This window comes from Novosphingobium sp. (assembly GCF_041905565.1).
Lineage (GTDB): Bacteria > Pseudomonadota > Alphaproteobacteria > Sphingomonadales > Sphingomonadaceae > Novosphingobium.
Genome location: NZ_JAYRKX010000006.1, coordinates 1 through 21,892 on the forward strand (window position 1 = coordinate 1; position 21,892 = coordinate 21,892).

27 protein-coding genes are annotated in these 21,892 nt (G+C 68.1%); 10 read left to right on the forward strand and 17 right to left on the reverse strand.

Features of this window, described 5'->3' with window-relative positions; translation table 11 throughout:
* Window positions 1–99 precede the first annotated feature (99 nt).
* The 16 genes from ACE3N9_RS06375 to flgB are packed head-to-tail and all read right to left on the reverse strand — an operon-like array spanning window position 100 to window position 12,197.
* A complete protein-coding gene (locus tag ACE3N9_RS06375; protein ID WP_374282005.1) occupies window positions 100–774 on the reverse strand; it encodes a nitroreductase in 675 nt (224 codons plus the stop codon).
* Between the two features lie 12 nt (window positions 775–786).
* Window positions 787–1,944 (reverse strand): glutathione S-transferase family protein, encoded by a 1,158-nt coding sequence (locus tag ACE3N9_RS06380; RefSeq protein ID WP_374282007.1) that lies wholly within the window; start codon window positions 1,942–1,944, stop codon window positions 787–789.
* Between the two features lie 25 nt (window positions 1,945–1,969).
* Complete coding sequence (locus tag ACE3N9_RS06385) at window positions 1,970–2,653, reverse strand: DJ-1/PfpI family protein (RefSeq protein WP_374282009.1); 684 nt, start codon at window positions 2,651–2,653, stop codon at window positions 1,970–1,972.
* Window positions 2,654–2,677: 24 nt separating this feature from the next.
* Window positions 2,678–3,526, reverse strand: coding sequence for a flagellar motor protein MotB (locus ACE3N9_RS06390; RefSeq protein WP_374282011.1), 849 nt, complete (start codon window positions 3,524–3,526; stop codon window positions 2,678–2,680).
* A gap of 3 nt (window positions 3,527–3,529) precedes the next feature.
* Window positions 3,530–4,393: a flagellar motor stator protein MotA gene (gene motA, locus ACE3N9_RS06395; RefSeq protein WP_374282013.1), complete on the reverse strand. Its 864-nt coding sequence runs from the start codon at window positions 4,391–4,393 to the stop codon at window positions 3,530–3,532.
* Window positions 4,394–4,440: 47 nt separating this feature from the next.
* Window positions 4,441–5,343: a flagellar biosynthesis protein FlgL gene (locus tag ACE3N9_RS06400; protein ID WP_374282015.1), complete on the reverse strand. Its 903-nt coding sequence runs from the start codon at window positions 5,341–5,343 to the stop codon at window positions 4,441–4,443.
* Between the two features lie 16 nt (window positions 5,344–5,359).
* Window positions 5,360–6,688: a flagellar hook-associated protein FlgK gene (gene flgK, locus ACE3N9_RS06405; RefSeq protein WP_374282017.1), complete on the reverse strand. Its 1,329-nt coding sequence runs from the start codon at window positions 6,686–6,688 to the stop codon at window positions 5,360–5,362.
* 3 nt (window positions 6,689–6,691) lie between these two features.
* Complete coding sequence (locus ACE3N9_RS06410; protein WP_374282019.1) at window positions 6,692–6,988, reverse strand: rod-binding protein; 297 nt, start codon at window positions 6,986–6,988, stop codon at window positions 6,692–6,694.
* Window positions 6,985–8,085: a flagellar basal body P-ring protein FlgI gene (locus tag ACE3N9_RS06415; protein ID WP_374282021.1), complete on the reverse strand. Its 1,101-nt coding sequence runs from the start codon at window positions 8,083–8,085 to the stop codon at window positions 6,985–6,987. Before ACE3N9_RS06415 ends, ACE3N9_RS06410 begins: the two co-directional genes overlap by 4 nt.
* Window positions 8,086–8,099: 14 nt before the next feature.
* Window positions 8,100–8,780: a flagellar basal body L-ring protein FlgH gene (locus ACE3N9_RS06420; protein WP_374282023.1), complete on the reverse strand. Its 681-nt coding sequence runs from the start codon at window positions 8,778–8,780 to the stop codon at window positions 8,100–8,102.
* Between the two features lie 2 nt (window positions 8,781–8,782).
* Window positions 8,783–9,571 (reverse strand): flagellar basal-body rod protein FlgG, encoded by a 789-nt coding sequence (flgG, locus tag ACE3N9_RS06425; RefSeq protein WP_374282024.1) that lies wholly within the window; start codon window positions 9,569–9,571, stop codon window positions 8,783–8,785.
* A gap of 13 nt (window positions 9,572–9,584) precedes the next feature.
* Window positions 9,585–10,328, reverse strand: coding sequence for a flagellar basal body rod protein FlgF (locus tag ACE3N9_RS06430; RefSeq protein ID WP_374282026.1), 744 nt, complete (start codon window positions 10,326–10,328; stop codon window positions 9,585–9,587).
* Between the two features lie 11 nt (window positions 10,329–10,339).
* Window positions 10,340–11,152 carry a flagellar hook-basal body protein gene (locus ACE3N9_RS06435; protein ID WP_374282028.1) on the reverse strand — a complete coding sequence of 271 codons (813 nt, stop codon included), beginning with the start codon at window positions 11,150–11,152 and terminating at the stop codon, window positions 10,340–10,342.
* 9 nt (window positions 11,153–11,161) lie between these two features.
* Window positions 11,162–11,446 (reverse strand): flagellar hook assembly protein FlgD, encoded by a 285-nt coding sequence (locus ACE3N9_RS06440; RefSeq protein ID WP_374282030.1) that lies wholly within the window; start codon window positions 11,444–11,446, stop codon window positions 11,162–11,164.
* Window positions 11,443–11,853 (reverse strand): flagellar basal body rod protein FlgC, encoded by a 411-nt coding sequence (gene flgC, locus ACE3N9_RS06445; protein WP_374282032.1) that lies wholly within the window; start codon window positions 11,851–11,853, stop codon window positions 11,443–11,445. The genes ACE3N9_RS06440 and flgC overlap by 4 nt, the downstream gene beginning before the upstream one ends.
* Entirely contained in the window at window positions 11,850–12,197 is a 348-nt protein-coding gene (gene flgB / locus ACE3N9_RS06450) for a flagellar basal body rod protein FlgB (protein ID WP_374282034.1), read from the reverse strand. The genes flgC and flgB overlap by 4 nt, the downstream gene beginning before the upstream one ends.
* A gap of 191 nt (window positions 12,198–12,388) precedes the next feature.
* On the opposite strand from flgB, the gene ACE3N9_RS06455 reads away from it, so the two are divergent.
* The 9 genes from ACE3N9_RS06455 to ACE3N9_RS06495 all read left to right on the forward strand — a co-directional run bounded on the left by ACE3N9_RS06455 (window position 12,389) and on the right by ACE3N9_RS06495 (window position 19,265).
* The gene (locus ACE3N9_RS06455) at window positions 12,389–13,057 is read left to right on the forward strand and encodes a MotA/TolQ/ExbB proton channel family protein (protein WP_374282036.1); all 669 of its coding nucleotides are present in this window, start codon (window positions 12,389–12,391) and stop codon (window positions 13,055–13,057) included.
* Window positions 13,054–13,497 carry a hypothetical protein gene (locus ACE3N9_RS06460; RefSeq protein ID WP_374282038.1) on the forward strand — a complete coding sequence of 148 codons (444 nt, stop codon included), beginning with the start codon at window positions 13,054–13,056 and terminating at the stop codon, window positions 13,495–13,497. The genes ACE3N9_RS06455 and ACE3N9_RS06460 overlap by 4 nt, the downstream gene beginning before the upstream one ends.
* A gap of 8 nt (window positions 13,498–13,505) precedes the next feature.
* Complete coding sequence (locus ACE3N9_RS06465) at window positions 13,506–14,000, forward strand: flagella basal body P-ring formation protein FlgA (RefSeq protein WP_374282040.1); 495 nt, start codon at window positions 13,506–13,508, stop codon at window positions 13,998–14,000.
* A gap of 81 nt (window positions 14,001–14,081) precedes the next feature.
* Entirely contained in the window at window positions 14,082–14,381 is a 300-nt protein-coding gene (gene flgM, locus ACE3N9_RS06470) for a flagellar biosynthesis anti-sigma factor FlgM (RefSeq protein WP_374282042.1), read from the forward strand.
* Window positions 14,378–14,737: a flagellar protein FlgN gene (locus tag ACE3N9_RS06475; RefSeq protein ID WP_374282044.1), complete on the forward strand. Its 360-nt coding sequence runs from the start codon at window positions 14,378–14,380 to the stop codon at window positions 14,735–14,737. The genes flgM and ACE3N9_RS06475 overlap by 4 nt, the downstream gene beginning before the upstream one ends.
* A 66-nt stretch (window positions 14,738–14,803) precedes the next feature.
* Complete coding sequence (locus ACE3N9_RS06480; RefSeq protein ID WP_374282046.1) at window positions 14,804–15,667, forward strand: transglycosylase SLT domain-containing protein; 864 nt, start codon at window positions 14,804–14,806, stop codon at window positions 15,665–15,667.
* Window positions 15,668–15,685: 18 nt separating this feature from the next.
* Window positions 15,686–17,788, forward strand: a complete 2,103-nt coding sequence (locus tag ACE3N9_RS06485) for a flagellar biosynthesis protein FlhA (RefSeq protein WP_374282048.1) — start codon at window positions 15,686–15,688, stop codon at window positions 17,786–17,788.
* On the forward strand, window positions 17,785–18,528 hold the full coding sequence (locus tag ACE3N9_RS06490) for a sigma-70 family RNA polymerase sigma factor (protein ID WP_374282050.1): 744 nt from the start codon (window positions 17,785–17,787) through the stop codon (window positions 18,526–18,528). The genes ACE3N9_RS06485 and ACE3N9_RS06490 overlap by 4 nt, the downstream gene beginning before the upstream one ends.
* Before the next feature lie 38 nt (window positions 18,529–18,566).
* On the forward strand, window positions 18,567–19,265 hold the full coding sequence (locus ACE3N9_RS06495) for a Crp/Fnr family transcriptional regulator (RefSeq protein WP_374282052.1): 699 nt from the start codon (window positions 18,567–18,569) through the stop codon (window positions 19,263–19,265).
* A gap of 23 nt (window positions 19,266–19,288) precedes the next feature.
* On the opposite strand, the gene ACE3N9_RS06500 is transcribed toward ACE3N9_RS06495, so the two are convergent.
* On the reverse strand, window positions 19,289–19,975 hold the full coding sequence (locus ACE3N9_RS06500) for an OmpW family protein (protein ID WP_374282054.1): 687 nt from the start codon (window positions 19,973–19,975) through the stop codon (window positions 19,289–19,291).
* Window positions 19,976–20,226: 251 nt separating this feature from the next.
* On the opposite strand from ACE3N9_RS06500, the gene ccoN reads away from it, so the two are divergent.
* A complete protein-coding gene (ccoN, locus tag ACE3N9_RS06505; RefSeq protein ID WP_374282055.1) occupies window positions 20,227–21,882 on the forward strand; it encodes a cytochrome-c oxidase, cbb3-type subunit I in 1,656 nt (551 codons plus the stop codon).
* Window positions 21,883–21,892 lie beyond the last annotated feature (10 nt).

Consider the following 21,892-nt stretch of genomic DNA (forward strand, 5'->3'; position numbering starts at 1 on the left):
GGGTACCTTGAACGGGTGGTCGGGCCGGGGGAGCGGGCTGGTGTTGCAAGGAAGGGCCGGATGGCCCTTCCGCACCGCCGTCAGGCGGAGAGAAAATCCTTAATCAAACCCCACAAACGTCGCCGCTTCGGTCACGCTCTTGCGGTCGGGGACCACGGCGTTGGCGGGGAAGCTGTCGTCCGGCCAGCCGAGCGCGACGGCTTTCATGATCACCTGGTCGTCGGGGATGCCGGCCTGTTCGCGCACCACCGGGCTTTGCATGATGCCCTGGCTGTTGATCACGCAGCCAAGCCCGCGCGACCAGGCGGCGTTGACCAGCGCCGTGGTCACCGCGCCGCAATCGAACGGGGTATCGTCGCTGCCGTCCAGCACCTTGTCATAGGTGATGATCACGCAGACCGGCGCGTCGAACTGGCGGAAGCCGCGCAGCACCCAGTCCTGCCGGGCGGCCTTGTCATCACGCTCGATCCCCATGGCGCCGAACAGCTGCTTGGCCACTTCGACCTGGCGGTCGCGGTGGACGCCGGCAAAGGGCACGCCCTTGCGGAATTCACGGCTGTCGGGAACCCCGGCCAGGGTGCGTTCGGTATTGCCGGCGCGGATCCGGGCGAGCGGTTCGCCGGTGATGACGTGGAAATTCCACGGCTGGGTGTTCATCGAGGAGGGCGCGCGCATCGCCAGTGTCAGCACTTCCTCGATCAGATCGCGCGGGACCGGTTTGTCGAGATAGCCGCGGATCGAGCGGCGGCCCATGATCACATCATCGAATTCCATGTTCTCTCCCATTCACCCCAGCACCAGCACGTTGTTCTCGCGCCGGATCGGGCGGGCGGTGCGTAGCGCCATGGTGGCGGCGCCGCCAGTGCGTTCCAGCAACTGGGCAAGGCGGCTGCGCGCATCGCCCTGCAGTTCGGCGGCGAGGGCCTGCGCGCGGGCCAGTTGCCACAGCGAATGCGGCTGGCTGCCGCGCTCCATCGTCACCCCGCGCCAGGCATAGCTGATCCGCCCGACATTGGGGTGGACCTGCCGTTCGCCGCCCTTGGATACCAGCGTGCCGGGGGCGGGATCGTCCAGTTCGGCCAGCCAGCGATCGAACTGCGCGGCATCTTCGGCAAGCCCCGGCCCCCACTGGGCAAAGGCGACCTTCAGCACCGCATGCAGCGTTTCGGGGATCGCGTCATCCGCCGGATAGTCGCCGCCGGGATCGGGATAGTCGGTGTCGGGGATCGTCGCCACGTTCATCCGCTCGGTCCAGCGCGCCACGTTGGGCGCGGTGGTGCGCATCAGGAAGGCGGGCACCGGATCGCGCGCGAGGTGCGCGTAAAGCGGGGCCATCAGGCCGAAATCGGCCGCGCTGGGCCGCCCGCCCAGCAGATAGGGATGGGCGCGGAAATGCGCTTCGAGCACGGCGAGCAGCTCGGCATAGCTTTCTTCCATCGCCGGGATCACTGCGGGCGTGACCCCCAGGTTGGGCAGGAAGCCGCTGAACTTGCCCATCAGCATCTGCGCCGTGGCGAGCCGGTTTTCATAAGGAATGGAGGTCGGGATCGCGCGGGCGAATTCGGCCTGGAGGAACAGTTCCTGCCGGTCGCGATAGGTCCAGCGGTAATGCATCGCCAGCGGCAACAGGTAGTTCGACCCGAAGGCATCGAGGAATTCGGCCACCACGCGCTGCACCGGCCCGGCGGGGGCCAGGTTCACGCCCTGGCCCTGCGCTTCGATATGGTCGATGATCGCGGTGGTGTCCTGGATCAGCTCGCCCCCAGGCGTGCGCACCACCGGGATCACCATGTGCCCGACCTGGGGAATGACCTCGCCCATGAAGTGCGCGTCGCTGGCCATCACCTCGTCAAACGGGACCTGCTTCTTGATCAGGTAGGACCGGGCCTTGCCGGTATAGAGCGAATGGGGCGTGCCCCACAGGGTATAGCGGCCAGTGGCCATGACAGAATCATCCTCCCCGGATCTTTTAGGGTGCGAACCCTAGTCGCTCCGCCGCTGCGATCAAGTCGACCTTGCGGCTAGGCGCCAGGCGCTGGGCGCGCTCGTGATAGACCTGGACCAGCGCAGGGCCGGCCTTGTCCGGCGATCCGGCTTCGAATGGCGGGGCGGGATCGTATTCCAGTGCCAGTTGCACCGCGCGGGCATGGTCCGGCCCGGCAATCTCGGCGATCAGCGCCAGGGCAAAGTCGATCCCGGCGGTCACCCCGCCGCCGGTCGCGCGGTTGCGGTCAATCACGTGGCGGGCCTGGACCGGCTCCGCCCCGAACAGCGCCAGCAGATCGTGCCAGGCCCAATGCGTCGTCGCCCGGTAGCCGCGCAGCAGCCCCGCCGCGCCCAGCACCAGCGCTCCGGTGCAGACGCTGGTCACCCACTGCGCCTCGGCCCCGACCTGCCGCACCCAATCGAGCGCACGCGGCTGGCCGATCACCCCGGCCACGCCCATTCCGCCGGGCACGCACAGCAGATCGGCGCGCGGCACATCGGCAAAGGTTGCGGTCGGCAGGATCGAAAAGCCGGCGTCGGTCGGCACCGGATCAAGGCTGGCCCAGACCAGGTCCACTTTCGCGCCGGGCAGGCGCGAAAGGAACTGGACCGGGCCGGTCAGATCAAGCTGGGTCAGGCCGGGGAACAGCAGGAAGGCAAGGTGCATGACCGCCTTCCTGCCATGTCCACCCTAGCGCATCAACAGGATCGAAATGCGGCGGTTGCGCGGGTCTTCGGGCTTGTCGCGGACCAGCGGTTCGCGGTCGGCCACGCCTTCGATCTTGCGGAAGCGCGGTTCGGCAATGCCATTGCGCATCAGTGCCTGGCGGGTGGCTTCGGCGCGCCCGGCCGATAGCGACCAGTTGTTCGCGCCCGCGCCGCCCTTCCACGGCAGGCTGTCGGTATGCCCGCGGATCGACAGCGCGCCGATTTCGGGGGCGACGGTCTGGGCGATCACGTCGAGCAGTTCGGCCGCGTCGCCGGTCAGCACCGTGGTGCCCAGCTGGAACATCGAAAAGTCGGCATCGTCGACCAGGTCGATCCGCACCCCTTCGGCGGTGTCGATCATCCGCACCTGCTTGGCCAGCCGGGCCAGCCGGGCGCTGGCCTGCAGCTTGGCGGCGAGCTTTTCCTGCATCTTGGCAACCTGCTTGGCCTTTTCCGAGCCTTCCTTCGGCCCGCCGGTGGTGTCGCGCGGGATGGTCATGGCCTTGTTGCCGGTCTGCCCGGCGCGGTTGGGATAGTTGTCGGCATCGGTGATCGACGAACCGCCCAGCATGCCGTTCGACCCGGCGCTCTGTTCCTTCAGCTTGACCAGGGTGGGGGTGAAATAGTCGGCCAGGCCCTTGCGCTGCTTTTCTGTGGTCGCGCCCAGCAGCCACAGCAGCAGGAAGAAGGCCATCATCGCGGTCACGAAGTCGGCATAGGCCACTTTCCACGCGCCGCCGTGGTGGCCGCCGGCGACGACTGTGATCTTCTTGACGATGATCGGCGGGGGCGGCGGCTCGTTCTTGCCGCGCGCGCCTTTGGGAGCGGCCATGGCTTAACGTCCGCGCAGGCTGTCGAGCAGCTCGGACAGACCGGGCCGGAAATCGTGGCCCAGGCCCGAACGGGCGCTTTCGACCACCAGCGGCTGGGGCCAGCCGTGCAAGCTGGCGATGATCACCTGCTTGACCGCGTGGAAGATCTGCTCGTCCGCCTCGATCACCTGCTTCAGCCGCCCGGCCATCGGCGCGACGATGCCATAGGCCAGCAGCACGCCCATGAAAGTGCCGACCAGCGCCGAACCGATCATGCCCCCCAGCACGCTGGGCGGCTTGTCGATCGAGCCCATGGTCTTGACCACGCCCAGCACCGCCGCGACGATCCCCAGCGCGGGCAGCGCATCGGCCAGGTTCTGCAGCGCGTGCTGGGGTTCGTGCATTTCGTGGAAGTGCTGCTTCATCGCGTTGTCCATCACTTCTTCCACCGCGTGCACTTCAAGCGTGCCGGAGGAGACGACGATCAAGGTCAGCGTGTCGCAGATCAGCCCGGTCAGTTCCTTGTTGGCGAGGATGCGGGGGAATTCGGCAAAGATCGCCGAAGTGGACGGATCGGTGACATGGCTTTCCAGCGCCACCGGGCCTTCGCTGCGCAGCATCTTCATCAGCTTGGTGGACAGGATGATCACGTCGATGTGATCCTGCTTGGTATGGCGCGGCCCCTTGAACACCTTGGCGAAGCCGCCCGCGAAGGCCTTGATCCCGTGCATGTTGTTGCCGGTGACGATCGCGCCGGCGGCCGCCCCCAGGATGATCAGCATTTCGTGCGGGATGGCGTGCATCACGGGGCCGAGCGCGCCGCCGGTGATGGCGAAGCCGCCGAACACCATGACGACCAGGATGACCATGCCGATTGCCGCGTACATTGTAACTTACCCCCCGGATTGAAACGTCAGAATGGCCCGCGCGCGGATCAGCGCAGCAGGTCGAACAAGGACAGGCTGGCGAGCTTGGCGAAGCTGGCCTGGCTGGCTTCGAGCACGGTCATCACCTGCTGCAACTGCGTGACGGTCGAGGCGAGTTCGGCGCCGCCGACCTCGGCTTCCTCGCTGGCGCGCAACTCGCCTTGCTGGGTCCGGCGCTCGCCGATCAGGTCGATCCAGTTGAGCCGCGCGCCGACCACGGTCTGCGCGGTGGTGATCGAATCGAGCCCGGCATCGAGCTGGCCCAGCGCATCGCGCGCGGCCTGCGCCGGATCGGGCGCGCCGCCGCTCAGCGCGTCGGCCAGGCCCTTGACCACGGCGTAGAGGTTGGTGCCGGAAAAGTTCAGGAATTCCGGGCCGGTGACGCCCTTGGTCACGGTCTGCCCGTCGCCCAGCGGCAACTCGCTGGCCACGGCCGTGCCGTCGTATTGCAGCGCGCCCGCGCCTGTCACCGAATAGGCATTGCCCGCGGTCTGACCGCCGAACAGCGCGTGGCCGCTGCTGTCGCGCGAATTGGCGAGGCGGACCAGTTCGTCCGCCATCTGCGTCAGCTCGGTGGCGATGCCGCTGCGCTGGGCGGCGGTCAGCGTGCCGCTGGCGGCCTGGGTGGTCAGTTCCTGCGCGCGGATGACGTAGTTGGCGAAGTTCGACAGGGCGCTGTCGGTCAGGGTCAGGTCGCTGGCGGCGCGGGCGGCGGTGGTCTGGTCGATCGCGGAAAAGTGATCGGCGCGCATCAGGCTGCGCAGCTGCGCCGCGCCGACCGGATCGTCCGACGGCTTCAGCAGCCGCTGCCCGGTGCTGAGCGCGGTCTGCAGCCCCTCGGCCCGGGTGCGCAGGCTCGACAGGTCGCGGGTCGACCGGTCGTAGAAGGCACTGGTGCTGACAAGGGTCATGGGCGTCGCTCCGCTATCACTTCAGGGCCAGCAGGGTGTCGAAACAGTCCGAGGCGATCTGGATCGCCTTGCCGCAGGCCTGGAACGCCTGCTGGAAGCGCACCAGGTTGGCCGCTTCCTGGTCAAGATCGACCCCGCTTTGCTGTTCGAAGGCGATCCGCGCCGCGCTGGAAATCGAATCGAGCGCCTGGGCCGTGGTCTTGCGCCCGGCCACCCCGCTCGACACGGCAAACAGCATCCCGTCGAGATCGTCGGCCACGCCCGCACCCGTCAGGGCGCTGCGCAGCGCTTCAAGGTTGGCGGTGTCGCGGCTGCCCGGACCCGCTCCGGCGGGGGATGTGGCAAGTTGGCTGCCGCTGGTCAGCGCCAGCGCGATGCCGGCCGCGCCGCTGCCCGAAAACAGCGGCTGCCCGGCGCTGCCGTCGAGCGCCGCCCCGGCGGTCTGCGCGCCGTTGGTGGCGGTCACCAGGTTGTCGGCGATGTCGTCGAGCGCAATCTTGTTGTCGCGCACGGCGACCAGCGCCAGCGCCTTGCCGGCCAGCGATCCGCTGGAAACGGTCACCGGCGCGCCGTCCAGCGTGAAGGAAATCGTCCCGTCGCCAGCCGCCGCCATGGCGAAGGTCTTGGCGCTGCCGCCCTGGACCAGCGGCGCGCCGCCGATCCGCACTTCGACCGTCTGGTCGGCGCCGATGGTGGTGGCAATATCGGCGAGGCCCGACAGCTGCTGCATCAACTGGTCACGCTGGTCGAGCAGCATGGTCTGGTCACTGGTGCCGGCCGCGGTGCGATTGAGCTGCAGGTTGACCCGCGCCAGCTCGCTCGCCAGGCCGTTGACCTGCGCGGCAGCATCGCTCGCTTCGAACCGCAGCCCCTTGCCGACATTGTCGAGCGCATCGGCGGCGATGTTGAACGTGCGGGCGGCGGTGCGCGCATCTTCCAGCACGGCGGCGCGCAGCGACGGGTCGACCGGATCGGCCAGCAGCCGCTGGAGCGAGCCTTCAAACGCGGTCATCGCCGGAAAGACATTGGACTGGTCGAGCGCGGCCTCGATATTCTCGAACCCGGTGAGTTCCGCCCCGGCGCGGGCCGCATCGGCCCCGGTGCGGCGCATTTCCGCCTGGCGGAACACATCGGCGTTACGCTGGATCCCGGCCACCCGCACGCCCGACAGCGACAGATCGCCGAGCCGCGAATAGCCGCCCGCCGCCGCCATTTCCGCCAGGCTGACGCTGCGCCGCACGTAGCCTTCGGTCGCGGCATTGGCGATGTTCTGGCTGGTCACTTCCAGCCCGGCGCGCGCGGCCTTCAGCCCGCTGGAGCCGATCGAGAACAGGTCCGAGGCCATGGCTTAGGCTCCCTTGTCCACGAAGCGCGCCAGCTGCGCCTCGATCTGGGCGGCAAGGCCAAACGCGCCGGACTTGGCCGAGACATCGGCAAAGTGTTCGTCCTGCATGGTGCGGAAGGTGTCGATGCCCTGGCCGCCAAACAGCGGATCGCCGAAATCGGCCTTGCGCGCGGCGGCCAGCATCTGGCGCACGAAGATCGCCTCGAACTGGCGCGCGGCTCCGGCCAGCTGCTCGCGCTGGGTGCCGTGGCTCTGCACCAGGCTGCCCTGGGCGAGGAGGGGGGAGGACACCGGGCTCATATCACCACCATTTCCGCCTTGAGCGCCCCGGCCTGCTTCAAGGCTTCGAGGATCGCGACGAGGTCCGACGGGCTGACGCCCAGCAGGTTGAGCGCATCGACCAGCTTGGCCAGCGAAGCGCCGGGCTTGAACAGGGCCACCTTGCGGCCTTCTTCCTCGGCGGACAGCTGGCTGTCTTGCTGCACGGCGGTCTGGCCCTGGCTGAACGGCGCGGGCTGGACCACCTGGGGCTTTTCATCGATCCGCACGGTCAGCTTGCCGTGGCTGATCGCGGCGGGCGACAGGCGCACCGCATTGTTGATCACGACCGTGCCGGTGCGGCTGTTGACGATCACCCGCGCCGGGGTTTCCGCCGGGGTCACGTCCAGCATCTCGATCGCGGCCATCACGCTGGCGCGGGCATCGGCCCCGGCCGGAAGGCGCAGCGCCAGCGTCACGCCGTCCTCGACCGAGGCCGTACCAGGGAACTGCCGGTTGACCGCATCGCGCACCCGCGCGGCGGTCAGGAAATCGGACTGGAACAGGTTCCAGCGCAGCGTATCGCCGCTGTCGAACCCGGTGGCGACCGCGCGTTCCACGCTGGCGCCATCGGCAATCCGGCCCACGGTGGGGACATTGACAGTCAGCTTGGAACCATCGGCCCCGGAAATGCCGAGGCCGCCTACCGCCAGGTTGCCCTGCGCCATGGCATAGATCTGCCCGTCCGCGCCGTAGAGCGGGGACAGGATCAGCGCCCCGCCGCGCAGCGACTTGGCCTTGCCCAGCGCGGAAACGGTCACGTCGATCCGCTGCCCGGGCTTGGCAAAGGCGGGCAGATCGGCAGTGATCATCACCGCGGCGGCGTTCTTCAGGCTGGGATTGATCCCGGCGGGCAGCTGTACGCCGACCCGGCCCGAGACGCCGCGCATTGCCTGCGTGACATATTCCAGGCTGTCGTCGCCGGTGCCGGCCAGGCCGACGACGATCCCGTAGCCGGTCAGCTGGTTGGAGCGCACCCCCTGGAACGTGCCAAGGTCGCGCACGCGTTCGGCGTGGGCACCGCTCGGCAGCAGCAGGGCCAGCGTAATCCCGATCAGGGCGATGAGGCGGATCAACATGGCGCGCATCCCCCTCAGAACGGACTGATCAGGTTGAAGAAGCGGCTCAGCCAGCCTTCCTTGCCGGCGCGCGCGACGCTGCCGTTGCCGGCATATTCGATCCGCGCATCGGCCACGCGGCTGGACAGGATGCGGTTGTCCGCATCCACATCGGCCAGCCGCACGATCCCGGCGAACTGGATCCATTCCTGGCCCTGGCTCAGCAACAAGCGCTTTTCTCCGCGTACCAGTGCGGTCCCGTTAGGGCGCACTTCGGCGATTGTGACGGACACTTCGCCGGCCAGCGTGCTGGTCTGCGAGGCGTTACCCTGGCCGTTGAACGACGATTGGCTCGATGCGTTAAGGGCATTGGGGTTGAGGAAGCCGAGCGGACCGGCCGTGGGCGGGATAATGCTGGCCCCGCCGCTGCGCTGGGTTTTCGATCCGGCGCTCTTGCTGGTGGTGGTGGTTTCGACCAGCTGGATGGTGATCGGATCGCCCACCGCGCGGGCGCGGTTGCCGTTGTGCAGCGGGGCATAGCCGGCATTGACGTTGAAAATCGCGCCGCTGCCTGCCGGGGCCGGAAGCGGGGCGGCGGGCAGGGCGGGTTCGAAGCCGGGCTTGGGCTTGTTGGCTGCCTGGGCCGGTGGGCTGGCGGCGGCGGTCGCCAGCGCGGCGGCCACGGCGATCAGCAGCGGGGAAAGCTGGCGGGTCATGGTCACAGCGTCTGGTTCGCGTTCTTGAGCATTTCATCGACCGCCGAGATCATCTTGGAATTGATCTCGTAGGCGCGCTGGCATTCGATCATGTCGACCAGTTCCTCGACCACGTTGACGTTGCTTGCCTCCAGCATCCCCTGGCGGATCGAACCGCGCCCGGCATCGCCGGCCGGGCCGATCTGCGCGGGGCCGCTGGCCGCCGTTTCGCCGAGGTAATTGTCGCCCAGCGCCTGCATCCCGGCCGGGTTTGCAAAGCTGGCAAGCGTGATCTGGCCCAGTTCGACCGGGGCGGTCGCCCCGGCGGTATTGGCCGAAACGGTCCCGTCCGCGCCGATGGTGATCGCGCTGGCGCCTTCGGGAATGGTGATCGCAGGCAGCACCGCATAGCCCTGCGCGGTGACCAGCTGGCCTTCCGCCGAACGGCTGAAATTGCCGGCGCGGGTATAGCCCAGCTTGCCGCCGGGCAGCTGCACCTGGAAAAAGCCTTCGCCGTCCAGCGCCAGGTCCAGCGCGTTGCCGGTAGTGCTGAGCGTGCCCTGGGTGGTGATCGAGGTGGTGGACTGGATCCCCACCCCGGTGCCCAGGTTCAGCCCCGTGGCATAGGCTGTTTCGGTGCTGCTCTGCTGCCCGGCAACGCGGGCGTCCTGATAGGCCAGGGTGGCAAAGTTGGCGCGGTCGCGCTTGAAGCCGGTGGTGCCGATGTTCGCCAGGTTGTTGGCGATCACCCGCATGCGGGTGTCCTGGGCCTCGAGGCCGGTGCGGGCGACGTGCAGGGCGGAAGCGGGCATGGGGGGTCTCCTGTTATCCGTTAAGTCGCATCAGGCTGGCGCCGCCCTCGTCCAGTTCCTTGGCGGTGGCGACCAGCTTGGTGCGCATGTCGTAGAGGCGCTGGGCCTCGACCATTTCGATCAGCACTTCGCTGGGTTTGACGTTCGACTGTTCCAGGCTGCCGGACACCAGCCGGGCGGCATCGTCGCGCGGCAGCGCGCCGCCGCCTTCGACCCGGAACAGCCCGTCCAGCCCCTTGAGCACGCTCGAGCCGCGCCAGTTGGCCAGCTTCAGCCGGTCAACCTGCTGGGGCGGGGCTTCGGGATTGGCGCGGTCGCGCACCAGCACGGCGCCGTCCGGGCCGATCGACACGTCGCTGCCCGGTGGCAGGCTGATCGGGCCGCCTTCGCCAACCAGGGGAAAGCCCTCGCCGTTGACCAGCAGCCCGTTGGGCGAAATCGACAGGTCGCCGCGCCGGGTATAGGCCTCCTCCTCGCCCATCGCCTGGACGGTGAGCAGCGCATCGCCCTCCACCGCCACGTCGAGCGCGCGGCCGGTGCCGGTGATCGGACCGGGGGTCATGATCGCCCCGTGGACCTGCGCATCGGTCATCGCGCGGGCTTCCAGGCTGGGGCCATCCAGCGTCATCGGCGTGACCCGCATCACTTCGGCGCGAAAGCCGATGGTCTGCGCGTTGGCCATGTTGCTGGCGATCATCCGCTGGCGCGCCATCGACGCGTTCATGCCGGTGACGGCGGTCCAGATCATGCGGTCCATCGGTCAGTGCCTCAGGTCCGCAGGTTGACGATGGTCTGCGACAGCTGGGTGGCCGTATCGATCGCCTTGGCATTGGCCTGGAAATAGCGCTGGGCGGTGATCAGCCCGACCATTTCCTCGGCAATGTCGACGTTCGACTGCTCCAGGCTGCCCGACAGGATCGTGCCGAAGCGGCCCGCGCCCGGCTGGTTGTAATTGGCCGCGCCGGAAATCCCGGTGGCCTGCCAGTCCTGCCCGCCGGTCTGCAGCAGGCCGCCGGGCGAGACGAAGTTGGCCAGCGCGATCTTGCCGATATTGGTGTTCGAACCATCGGCGTAAGAAGCGATGACCGAGCCGTCCTGCTTGATCTGCACGGCGACAAAGTCTGACCCGGCACCGTTGGTCACCGGGGCCTGGCCGTCGATCGGCGTGGTCGAAGTGACGTTGCCCAGGGCATCGACCGGCAGGACCTGGAGGCGGCTGCCGGTGGTGTCGGTGACATAGCCGGCCCCGTCCATGCTGAAGTTGCCGTTGCGGGTATAGAAGGTCTTGCCGGACACCGGGTTGACCTTGGCGAAGAAGCCCTCGCCGTTGATCGCCATGTCGAGCGACGAGCCGGTCTGCTGGATCGGGCCGAGCGAGAAGTTCTGGTCGATCGACTGGACGGTCGAGCCGATGCCCTTGACCAGCTTGGGATTGCTGCTGGCCGAACCGGCGACGATGTCGGCAAAGTTGATCCGGCTTTTCTTGAACCCGGTGGTTTCGGCGTTGGCCAGGTTGTTGGAAATGACCGACAGCTCGGTCTGCGCGTTCTTGAGGCCGTTGAGCGAGGTGTAGAACGACATGTGCGTCTCCTAGGCGTTGTTCTGGGTGGGCTGTGCGCTGCTTTGCGCGGGCATGACCTGGGCCAGCTGGGCCGAGATCGCCTGCAGCGTGGCGTTGATGTCGTTGATCCCCGCAAGCGAGGAAAACTGCGCCATCTGCGCGATCATTTCCTTGTTATCGACCGGCTCCAGCGGGTCCTGCAGCTTCATCTGCGTGGTCATCAGCTTGATGAAGTCGGCCTGGCCGAGCGTGGTCTTCTTGGCCGCCGCCGGACTGCCAGCGGGCGAGGTGGAAACTGCTGAAATCATGGTCATTTCATCCTCATCGTGTCGAGCATCAGCTGCTTGGCGGTGGACAGCGCCTCGATCATGTTCTGGTACTGCCGCGAGGCATCGAGCATCTCGACCATCTCGGCGTTCTCATCGACCGGGGCGGCCCAGACATTGCCCTCGGCATCGGCCAGCGGGTGATCGGGATTGTGCTGCTTGAGCGGGGTCACGTTATCGCGCTGGACCGCGCCGACGCGCACCGTGGCCAGGCCGCTGGCCTTGTCCATTTCGGTCGCGAAAACCGCGCGGATCGGGCGATAGGCGTCCGCTTCGCTGGCGCTGATCGACCCGGCGTTGGCCAGGTTGGAACTGGCGGCGTTCATCCGCACCAGCTGCGCCGACATGGCGCGCTGGGCGACATCGAACAGGGTCAGGGGGGCGGCCACGCTCAATCCCCCTTCAGCGCGCGGGTAAGCGTGTCGACCCGCCCGCGAATGAAGCCGAGCGTGGCCTGATAACCGACCGCGTTCTCGGCAAAGGCGGTCTGCTCGGTGGCCATTTCCACCGTGTTGCCATCAAGGCTGGGCATCACCGGCACGCGGTAGGACGTGGTGCGGGATACCGCCTGGTCCTTGCCCAGGCCCTCGCTGCGCGCCTTGAGCGCCGCGGCGAAATCGAAATCGCGCGCCTTGTACCCGGGGGTCCCGGCATTGGCGATGTTCGAGGTGATCAGCCCCAGCCGCTCGGACCGCAGTTCGAGCGCCAGGCCATGAATTCCGAACAGACTATCAGCCATCGCATCGGCTCCAGTTGCATTGCGTCGCGCTCCAATCAGCAAGGGGCGTGCCAATTGGGCAAAGCGGCGGGTTGGGCCCGGCAGCGGCAAGGGAAGGCGGCAAGATCCTGCCGCGCTCCGGCAAAATTCGACCGCGGGGGGAAAATCCGCCGCCCCGCTGCCGTTCTGGCAGGGGAAGGAGTGCCACGCCCATGAACCTGCTGAACCTGGTGGACGGCCCATCGGCCCTGATCGTGCTGGGCGGGACCGCGCTGGCCACCGTGCTGCGCTGCGGCCTGGCGGATTGCCGGATCACCCTGGCCAAGCTGGTCCAGCTGCGCCGCCCGGCCTTCGATGCCGCCGCCACCCGCGCCGAACTGGCAGTGCAGGTCCAGCAGATCCGCCAGGACGGGCTGCTGCGCGCCGAGCCGCGCCGCATGGGCGATGCCGAACTGGACGAGGCGACCGACGCCCTGATCGGCAGCCGCTCGCTCGGCGCGCTGCTTGACCGGCACGAGGCGCACAAGGCGCGGCGGCTGGCGCAAAGCGAACGCGCGGTGCGCACGCTGGCCCAGGCGGCGGAACTGGCCCCGGTGTTCGGGCTGGCGGGCACGCTCGTCTCGCTCAGCCAGCTGCCGGCCGATGGGCTGGCGCGCGGGGCCTTTACCGGGGCGATCGGCATGGCGGTGGTGACCACGCTCTACGGGCTGCTCACCGCCAATCTGCTGCTCGCCCCGCTGGCCCGCGTGGTCGAGCGCGCCGCCAGCGCCGAGGAAGCCGCGCGGCAGGACGTGATCGAATGGCTGGCCGCGCAGGTCGCCGGATCGATCCCGCCGCGCCGCACCGCGCCGCGCCGCCCGGTGGCGCTGGAACTGGTATGAAGGCCCGCGCCGGGACCGGCTGGCAATATGTGATGACCGACCTGTCGATGATCCTGTTCATGATCACGGCGGCGGCGGTCAACGATGCGCCGCCCGATCCGCGCCGCCCTGCGCCGTCCGCGCCGCCCCCGGTGCCGGCCGCGCTGGCCGCGCCCGCGCTGGGCGAGCCGATTGCGGTCTGGCGGGGCGGGGCGGGCTCGCCCCCGCTCGGCCAGTGGCTGACCAGTCAGCCCAGCGATCCCCGCCAGCGGCTGACCATCGTCGGCAGCGCGGCCGCGCCCGGCGAGGCGCTGCGCCTGGCGACCGGGGCAGGGCGGCCGGCGCGGATCCTGCTGGAACCGGGCAGTGCCGGCGCGCCCTTTGCCACGCTGACCTATGACCAGTCGCCCGACATGGCACGGCCCTTGCAATCCGCTGGAGCAAACCCTCCTGCAAGGTAACTGCGATAATGAAGCACCTGATCCCGCTGTCCGCGCTCCTGCTCGCCGCCCCCGCGCTGGCCCAGTCCGCGCTGGCCGACTTGTCCGCGATCGACGCTGCGGTGGCCCGCTTTGCCGGGGCGCCGCTGGGCGCGCCGGGCGGGGCCGCCGCGCCGGTTGACCGGCGGCTGCGGCTGGGGCGCTGCGGCGTGCCGCTGACGCTGAGCTGGTATGGCGCGGCGCAGGACCGGGTGCAGGTCGATTGCCCGGTGGCGGGCGGCTGGCGGCTCTACGTGCCGATCCTGGGCGCCGGCGGCGACAAGGTCGCAGCCCCGGCGATTGCCCGCGGCGATGCGATCAGCATCGCGGTGAGTGGCGAAGGCTTTGCCGTGGCCCAGCCGGGCGAGGCGCTGGAATCCGGCCCCGTCGGCGCCTGGATCAAGGTCCGCGCGCTGGGCCAGGGCGCCCAGCCGCTGCGCGCGCGGGTGCTGCGCCCGGGGCTGGCCGGAATCGATTTGCCGTAAGGCGGCATTTTCTTGCCGCCGGGCTTAACTGCCAGGCGGACCTGCCGTCCTTGGCTACGTAGTCAAACCAGGAGCGGCACCATGCCTCCCATCGAAATCGGACCTTCGGGTCTTCCAGCGGCTCGCGCCGTGGGCGCGGTGGATGCGCGGAGCGTGCGCAGCGCCGCCGGAGCAAAGGACAGCCAGGCCAGCCCGGCTGCCAGCACCGATACGGTTGCCGTCGAACGCAGCGCGGCGCGCGATCCGGGCGCGGCCCCGGTCGATGCCGAACGCGTCGCGCAGATCCGCAAGGCCATCGAAAGCGGCAACTATCCGGTCATCCCGATGCGGGTGGCCGATGCCATGATCGCAGCCGGAATGCTACTGAGGAGCGGACAATGAGTGCATCGAGCGAGCTGCGCGACAACCTGCGGCAGATGATTGCCGTCCTGCAGGCCGAACGGCAGGCCCTTGCCGGGCTGGACCTTGATGCGATCATCGGCGCTTCGCAGGACAAGATCGCGCTGTGCGGCACGCTGGATGAAACCGGCCCCTTCGCCGATGGCTTCGCGCTCGACGAGGAATGCCGCGGCCTGCTCGACGCCGTGCGGCGGCTGAACGAGGTAAACCGCCAGGTTCGCAACCTGATCGCGGCCAATGTGGCCGCCCGGCTGGATGCGCTGACCGGCAGTCCGGCGCTTTACCGGGCGGGCACCGGGGCGCGCGGCGCCTATGCCTATGCCGGGGCGCGCGGCTGATCCCAGGCCATTTGGCACGGCCCTTGCTGAACATGTCCCGATGTCCAACCGCATCGGGAATTCGGCTTGAGCCAGACACCTGCCATTGCCAGCCTTGCCGCCAGCAGCGCCCCGCGCGCCGAGGTGCATGGCGCCATCGCCCGCGCCGCCCAGGCGACGGGCGTCGACTTTTCCTACCTGCTCGCCCAGGCCAAGATCGAATCCAGCCTGAACCCCACGGCGCGTGCCGGCACGTCCAGCGCGGCCGGGCTGTACCAGTTCACCAAGGGCACCTGGCTGGCCATGCTTGACCGCCACGGGGCGGAGCACGGGCTGGACTGGGCGCAAGCGGCGATCGACGGCGGCAAGGTTGCCGATCCCGCACTGCGCGCGCAGATCATGGCGCTGCGGTTCGATCCGCAGGCCTCCGCGCTGATGGCCGCCGAACTGGCCAGCGACAACCGCGCCGGGCTGAGCGAGCGGCTGGGCCGCGAGCCCGATCCGGCCGAACTCTACATGGCGCATTTCCTGGGCGCGGAAGGGGCCGGGCGGTTCCTGACCGCGCTGGCCGCCGATCCCACGCAAAGCGCCGCGGCGCTGCTGCCCGATGCGGCGGCGGCCAACCGGGCGATCTTCTATGACGATGCCGGCCCGCGTTCGCTGGGCGGGGTCATGGCGCTGATGCGCGGCAAGGTTGACGCGGCGATGGGGGATGGCAGCCTGCCGCCGCTGTCGTCCGCGCAGTGGGCCAACGCTGCGCCGGACCCGGCGCTTGGCCCGATCGCGCGCGAATTTCACGGCGCGGCGCAGCTGGCCGGCGGGAACGCCGCCACGCCGCGCGCCTCGATGGCGGATACACTGGCTTCGACCTTCGGGCTTGGCGGCGGGGGCGGCGGCGCGCCGGGCCACGTCCGCGCGGCCTATGGCAAGCTTCAGGCGCTGGGGCTGTAAGCCGCGATGTTCAGCCGCATGAAAATCAGCGCCTTCGCGCTGCCCGCCGGGATCCTGACCCTGATCTGCCTGATGGTGGTGCCCACGCCCGCCGTCCTGCTCGACGTGTTCTTCGTGCTCAACATCGCGCTGTCTGTCGCGATCCTGATGGCGGCGATGAACGCGGAAAAGCCGCTGGATTTCAGTTCGTTCCCCTCGGTCCTGCTGTTCGCCACGCTGCTGCGCCTCGCGCTCAACGTCGCCTCCACCCGCGTCGTGCTGGTCTATGGGCACGAGGGCGGGGCGGCCGCCGGGCACGTGATCGAAGCTTTCGGCGCGTTCCTGGTCGGCGGCAATTTCGCGGTCGGGCTGTTCGTGTTCATGATCCTGATGATCATCAACATGGTGGTCGTGACCAAGGGCGCGGGCCGCGTGTCGGAAGTGTCGGCGCGCTTCACTCTGGATGCCTTGCCCGGCAAGCAGATGGCGATCGACGCCGACCTGGCCGCCGGGCTGCTGACCGCCGACGAAGCCAAGGCCCGCCGCCGCGAAGTGTCGACCGAGGCCGATTTCTACGGCTCGATGGACGGCGCCAGCAAGTTCGTGAAGGGCGATGCCATCGCCGCGCTGCTGATCCTGGGGGTCAACATCATCGCCGGTTTCGCGCTGGGGATGATCAGCCACGGGCTGAGCGCCGGGGAAGCGGCGGAAAAGTACATCACGCTGGCGGTGGGCGATGCGCTGGTCGCGCAGGTCCCGGCGCTGCTGCTGTCGATCGCGGCGGCGGTGATCGTCACCCGCGTGTCGGACAGCCGCGACCTTGCCGGGCAGATCGGCGGCCAGCTGGGCAATCCCGGCACCTGGCTGCCGGTGGCGGTGATCCTGAGCGCGATCGGCGTGATCCCGGCGATGCCGCAGACGATCTTCCTGCCGGCTGCGGGCCTGGCCTTCTGGCTGTGGCACGCGCTGGGCAAGCGCGCCGCGCGGCCCGAACCGGTGGTCGAAGCGCCCCCGGCGGTCGATCCCGGCCGGATCACGCTGGAAGACGTGTCCGATCACACCCTGGTCACGGTCGAGCTGGGTTACGGCCTGGTCCACCTGGTCGATGACCGGCGCGGATCGCCGCTGGTCGCGCGGATCACCGGCGTGCGCAAGCAGCTTAGCCAGGCGTTCGGCTTTGTCGTGCCGCAGTTCCGCGTGCGCGACAGCCTGGAGCTGTCGCCCAATGACTACCGGATCATGCTGGGCGGGGTGCCGCTGGGCGGCGGCTCGGTCCGGCCGGACAAGGTGCTGGCGATCGATGCCGGCGAAGCGCGCGCCCAGCACCAGCTGGCGGGCGAGGCGACCGTCGATCCCAGCTTCGGCTGCCCGGCGCTGTGGATCGATCCCGCCGCGCGCGACCATGCGATTGCCGAAGGGTTCCTGACGGTCGATGCCAGCACGGTCATCGCCACCCAGCTCAACCAGTTGCTGGGCGACCGCCCGCAGGCGCTGCTGGGCCCGGACGAGGTCCGCTCGATCCTGGATGGGGTGCGCGATCACGCCGCCGGGCTGGTCGACGCGGTCCACCCGCAGCCGCTCTCGCTCGCCGCGCTGACCCGGCTGCTGCGCGCGCTGCTGGAAGACGGCATTCCCATCGGCCATCCGCTGCCTATCCTGTCCAGCCTGTCGAACGCGGTCCAGCAGACCGTGGAACACGACCGGATGGTCGATCTGGTCCGCGCCGATCTTGGCGCGCTGATCGTCGGGCGGATCTGCGCGCCGGGCGAGCGGCTGCCGGTGCTGACCCTCGATGCCCAGCTCGAAGGGGCGATCGTTTCGGGCCTGACCGATCCCGTGTCGGGCCAGCCAGTGATCGAACCCGATCTTGCCCGCAACATTGGCGAACACATCGCCCACCTGATGGCCGAGCGCGGGCCGCATGCGCCGCCGCTGGCGCTGATCGTCCAGCCGCGCGCGCGCCGTGCGCTGGCTGGCCTGCTGCGGCTGCGCGCCCCGGCCTGCCTGGTGCTGTCGATTGCCGAACTGCCCGTTTCCCAACCGATCGAGGTGATCGCCGTGATCGGCGGGCCGCCGCCGCCGCAGGCCGCGCTGCCCCATCCCGAACTGCAACCTGCCCAAAGTGAAAGCCTGGCCGCATGAAACACGATTACCGCAGCTTTGCGCCCGCCATGAAGGCCGCCGGCGCTTATCGCAGCGACGCCGCCGACCGGATCCGCCGGTTCGTGCCGATGGTCCGGCGGCTGGCCTGGCACGTCCACGGCGGCGGCCGTCCGGGGATCGAGCTGGAAGACCTGATGCAGGCCGGAATGGTTGCCCTGACCGAAGCCGCGCAGCGCCATTCCGGGCCGACCGAGGACGGCTTTGCCGCCTATGCCAAGCTGCGCGTGCGCGGGGCGATGGTTGACCTGATCCGCCGCCACGTGCCGCTGTCACGCGGCGCGGTGGAGCGCCGCCGCCAGCTGGCGGAAAAGGAAAGCCAGCTGCGCCAGCAACTCGGCCGCGCGCCGACTGACGCCGAACTGGCCCAGGCGCTGGGGCTGGACGAGGCGGAACTCGACACCCAGCGCGCGGCGAGCGAGCAGATCCGCTTCGAGTCGATTGACGAGGCCTATTCCGATGGCGACATGGCCTTTGCCGACGAGCGCCCCGACAGCTTCGCCCTGCTGGCCGACGAGGAACTGCGCCACGGCGTGGCCCAGGCCATCGCGACCCTGCCCGAGCGGCTGCAACTGGTGATCCAGCTCTACTTCGTGGAAGAGTTGAATCTCAGTGAGATAGCCGAAGCGCTGCAGGTTTCGATCCCGCGCGTGCACCAATTGAAGGCCCAGGCGCTGGACAAGCTGCGGGCCGCCCTGACGGGGGTTGCGGATATCATCTAGCTTGCGCGCCATGGCGCTTGGCGGCATAGAACCGCGGCATGACCGCTTGCGATACCTGCCTTGTGCGCAACCGCGCGATCTGTTCGTCGCTGGATGGCGAAGAACTCAAGGCGCTGAACGCCATTGGTCGCCGGCGGAATCTGGTCCCCGGCGAATCGCTGATGTGGGAAGGCGAGGATTCGGTCCTTGTCGCCAATGTCATCGAAGGGGTGCTCAAGCTGTCCACGGGGACCGAGGACGGGCGCGAGCAGATCGTCGGCGTGGTCTATCCGTCAGATTTCATTGGCCGGCCGTTCGGTTCGACCAGCGGCCACGGCGTCACCGCGCTGACCGATGCGCGCGTCTGCGTGTTCAGCCGCAAGGACTTTGATTCCTTCGCCCGCGAACACCCCAGCCTGGAACACAAGCTGCTGCAACGCACCCTGGGCGAACTGGACCGCACCCGTCGCTGGATGTTGCTGCTGGGCCGCAAGTCGGCCGGGGAAAAGGTGGCGAGCTTCCTGCTCGAAATGTCCGAGCGCCTGGTCCAGCCCGGCTGCGTCGATGCTCCGGACCTGCCGCTGCGCCGCTTTGCCCTGCCGTTTTCGCGCCAGCAGGTGGCCGACGTGCTGGGCCTGACGATCGAAACGGTGAGCCGCCAGTTTACCCGGCTCAAGGCCGACGGGATCATAGATCTGCCTTCGCGGCGCGAGGTGGTTATCCTCGATCGCGAAAGCCTGGCAGCCGAAGCCGGGTGAACCGGCTTCGGCCCCTTACCAGATCAGAACCGCGCGTACACGCCGCCCGACACAACCCACGGATCAAGCTTGTGGGTGGTCGAGAGCGCTTCGACACCGCCAGCGGTGAGGAAGTGCGTCTTGGTCTTCATGAAGTACTTCTTGGCGTCGAGCGAGATGCCAAGGCCGCTGTCGCCCAGCGGAACGTCCACGCCGCCCTGCAGGGCCACGCCCAGACGGTTGTCCATCTTCAGCTTGGTCGCGCCCAGCGCGGTCGGAACGGCGCCCGACTTTTCATCGAAGTAGAAGAACACCGACGGGCCAACGCCGATGTACGGCTTGATCGGGCCGGCATCGAGGTGATACTTCAGCGTCACCGTGGCGGGCAGGATCAGCACGTGGTTGGCGATGTTCGCGCCGGCGATCGAGCCGGTGCCGGTCACGTGGTGCTGGGTGAAGCAGCAGATCGTTTCGATCGAGATGTTCGGCGTGGCGTAATATTCGACCGCCAGGGTCGGCACGACGTTGTCGTTGGCCTTGGTCCCCGGAGTCGCGCCCAGCGCGGTGGCAACCGCGGGAATGACCGTGTTGATCTTGTCGATCTTGCCATCGGGCAACACGCCCGTGGCCATGAGCTTGACCTGAAGCTTGCCGTCGGCATTGGCGGCCTGGGCCGGCGCGGTGAGCATGGAGGCGGCAGCAAGCGCCGCAGCGATGGTGAGCTTTTTCATTGTCCCTCATCCGGCGCCGCAGCGGTCGCACCATGCGGCCAAGGCTATTACGGCGTCACGGGGTCAATGCGCTGATGGTGCAGTTGCTAACATTGATCTTGCGCAATTTATCGCGCTTTTCCGGGTATTTTTGTTCGGCAGGGCGCAATTTGATCCGGGTCAATGTTGCAATGCAGTTGCAGGTTGAAATGGGACGCTACTAGTAATATTAGCGTCTGCTTATTAAACCCTAGCTTGAGGGGAAGGGGCTCATGGAATCCGTTGTTGCTCGCGCTGGCATGTGGCTAGCCGCGCTCTTCGTGGCCATTGTGTTCTTCGTGAATGCGGTTGATACCGGATTCGCGGTGCACATGGCCGTTTTTGGCCTGGCGGCTTTGGCCGGCCTGGTGATCTCGCTGCGCAAGACCGACTATCTTGCCGTGGCCAACGGGACGCGGCTTGCCGTGGACCAGGGTCGGTATGACGACGACCTGATCCGCATCGGGGTGATCCTGACCACCTTCTGGGGTGTTGTCGGGTTCCTGGTCGGCCTGGTCATCGCCTTGCAGCTTGCCTTCCCGGCGCTCAACCTCGGGCTGGAATGGACCACCTTCGGGCGGATCCGGCCGCTGCACACCTCGGCGGTGATCTTCGCCTTCGGGGGCACCGCGCTGATCACGACCTCGTTCTACATCGTCCAGCGTACCTGCCGCGCGCGCCTTGCGCTGCCCGGCCTCGCGCGGTTCGTGTTCTGGGGCTACCAGCTGTTCATCGTGCTGGCCGCCACCGGCTATGTCCTGGGGATCACCCAGGGCAAGGAATATGCCGAACCCGAATGGTACGTCGACCTGTGGCTGACGCTGGTCTGGGTGGCCTACCTGGCGGTGTTTGTCGGCACGATCATGCAGCGCCGCGAACCCCACATCTACGTGGCCAACTGGTTCTTCCTCAGCTTCATCCTGACCGTGGCGATGCTGCACCTGGTCAACAACGTGAACCTGCCGGTCAGCATCTTCGGCTCGCTCAGCTATCCGCTGTGGTCCGGCGTGCAGGGCGCGCTGGTGCAATGGTGGTATGGCCACAACGCGGTGGGCTTCTTCCTGACCGCCGGCTTCCTGGCCATGATGTACTACTTCGTGCCCAAGCAGGCCGAACGCCCGGTCTATTCGTATCGCCTGTCGATCATCCACTTCTGGGGGCTGATCTTCCTGTACATTTGGGCGGGGCCCCACCACCTGCACTATACCGCGCTGCCCGACTGGGCGCAGACGCTGGGCATGGTGTTCTCGGTCATGCTGTGGATGCCCAGCTGGGGCGGCATGATCAACGGCCTGATGACGCTGAACGGCGCCTGGGACAAGGTCCGCACCGATCCGATCATCCGCATGATGGTGCTGAGCCTGGCCTTCTACGGCATGTCGACCTTCGAAGGGCCGATGATGTCGATCAAGTCGGTCAACTCGCTGTCGCACTATACCGACTGGACCATCGGCCACGTCCACTCGGGCGCGCTGGGCTGGAACGGGATGATCACCTTCTCGGCGATCTACTACCTCGCGCCGCGCCTGTGGGGCCGCGAACGGCTCTATTCGCTGCGCATGGTCAACTGGCACTTCTGGCTCGCGACCCTGGGGATCGTGTTCTACGCCTCGGCGATGTGGGTCACGGGCATCATGGAAGGCCTGATGTGGCGTGAATACGGGGCCGACGGCTACCTGGTGAACAGCTTCGCCGAAACGGTTGCCGCCAAGTTCCCGATGTACCTGCTGCGTGCCTTCGGTGGGGTCCTGTACCTGTCGGGCGGAATCATCATGGCGATCAACGTCTGGCAGACCATTGCCGGCAAGCTTCGCCAGGAAGAACCGCTGCGCCAGGCTGCCTATGACGCCTCCGCCGACCGTCCGCTGCCCGCAGTTGCTGCCGAATAAGGGGTAAGTT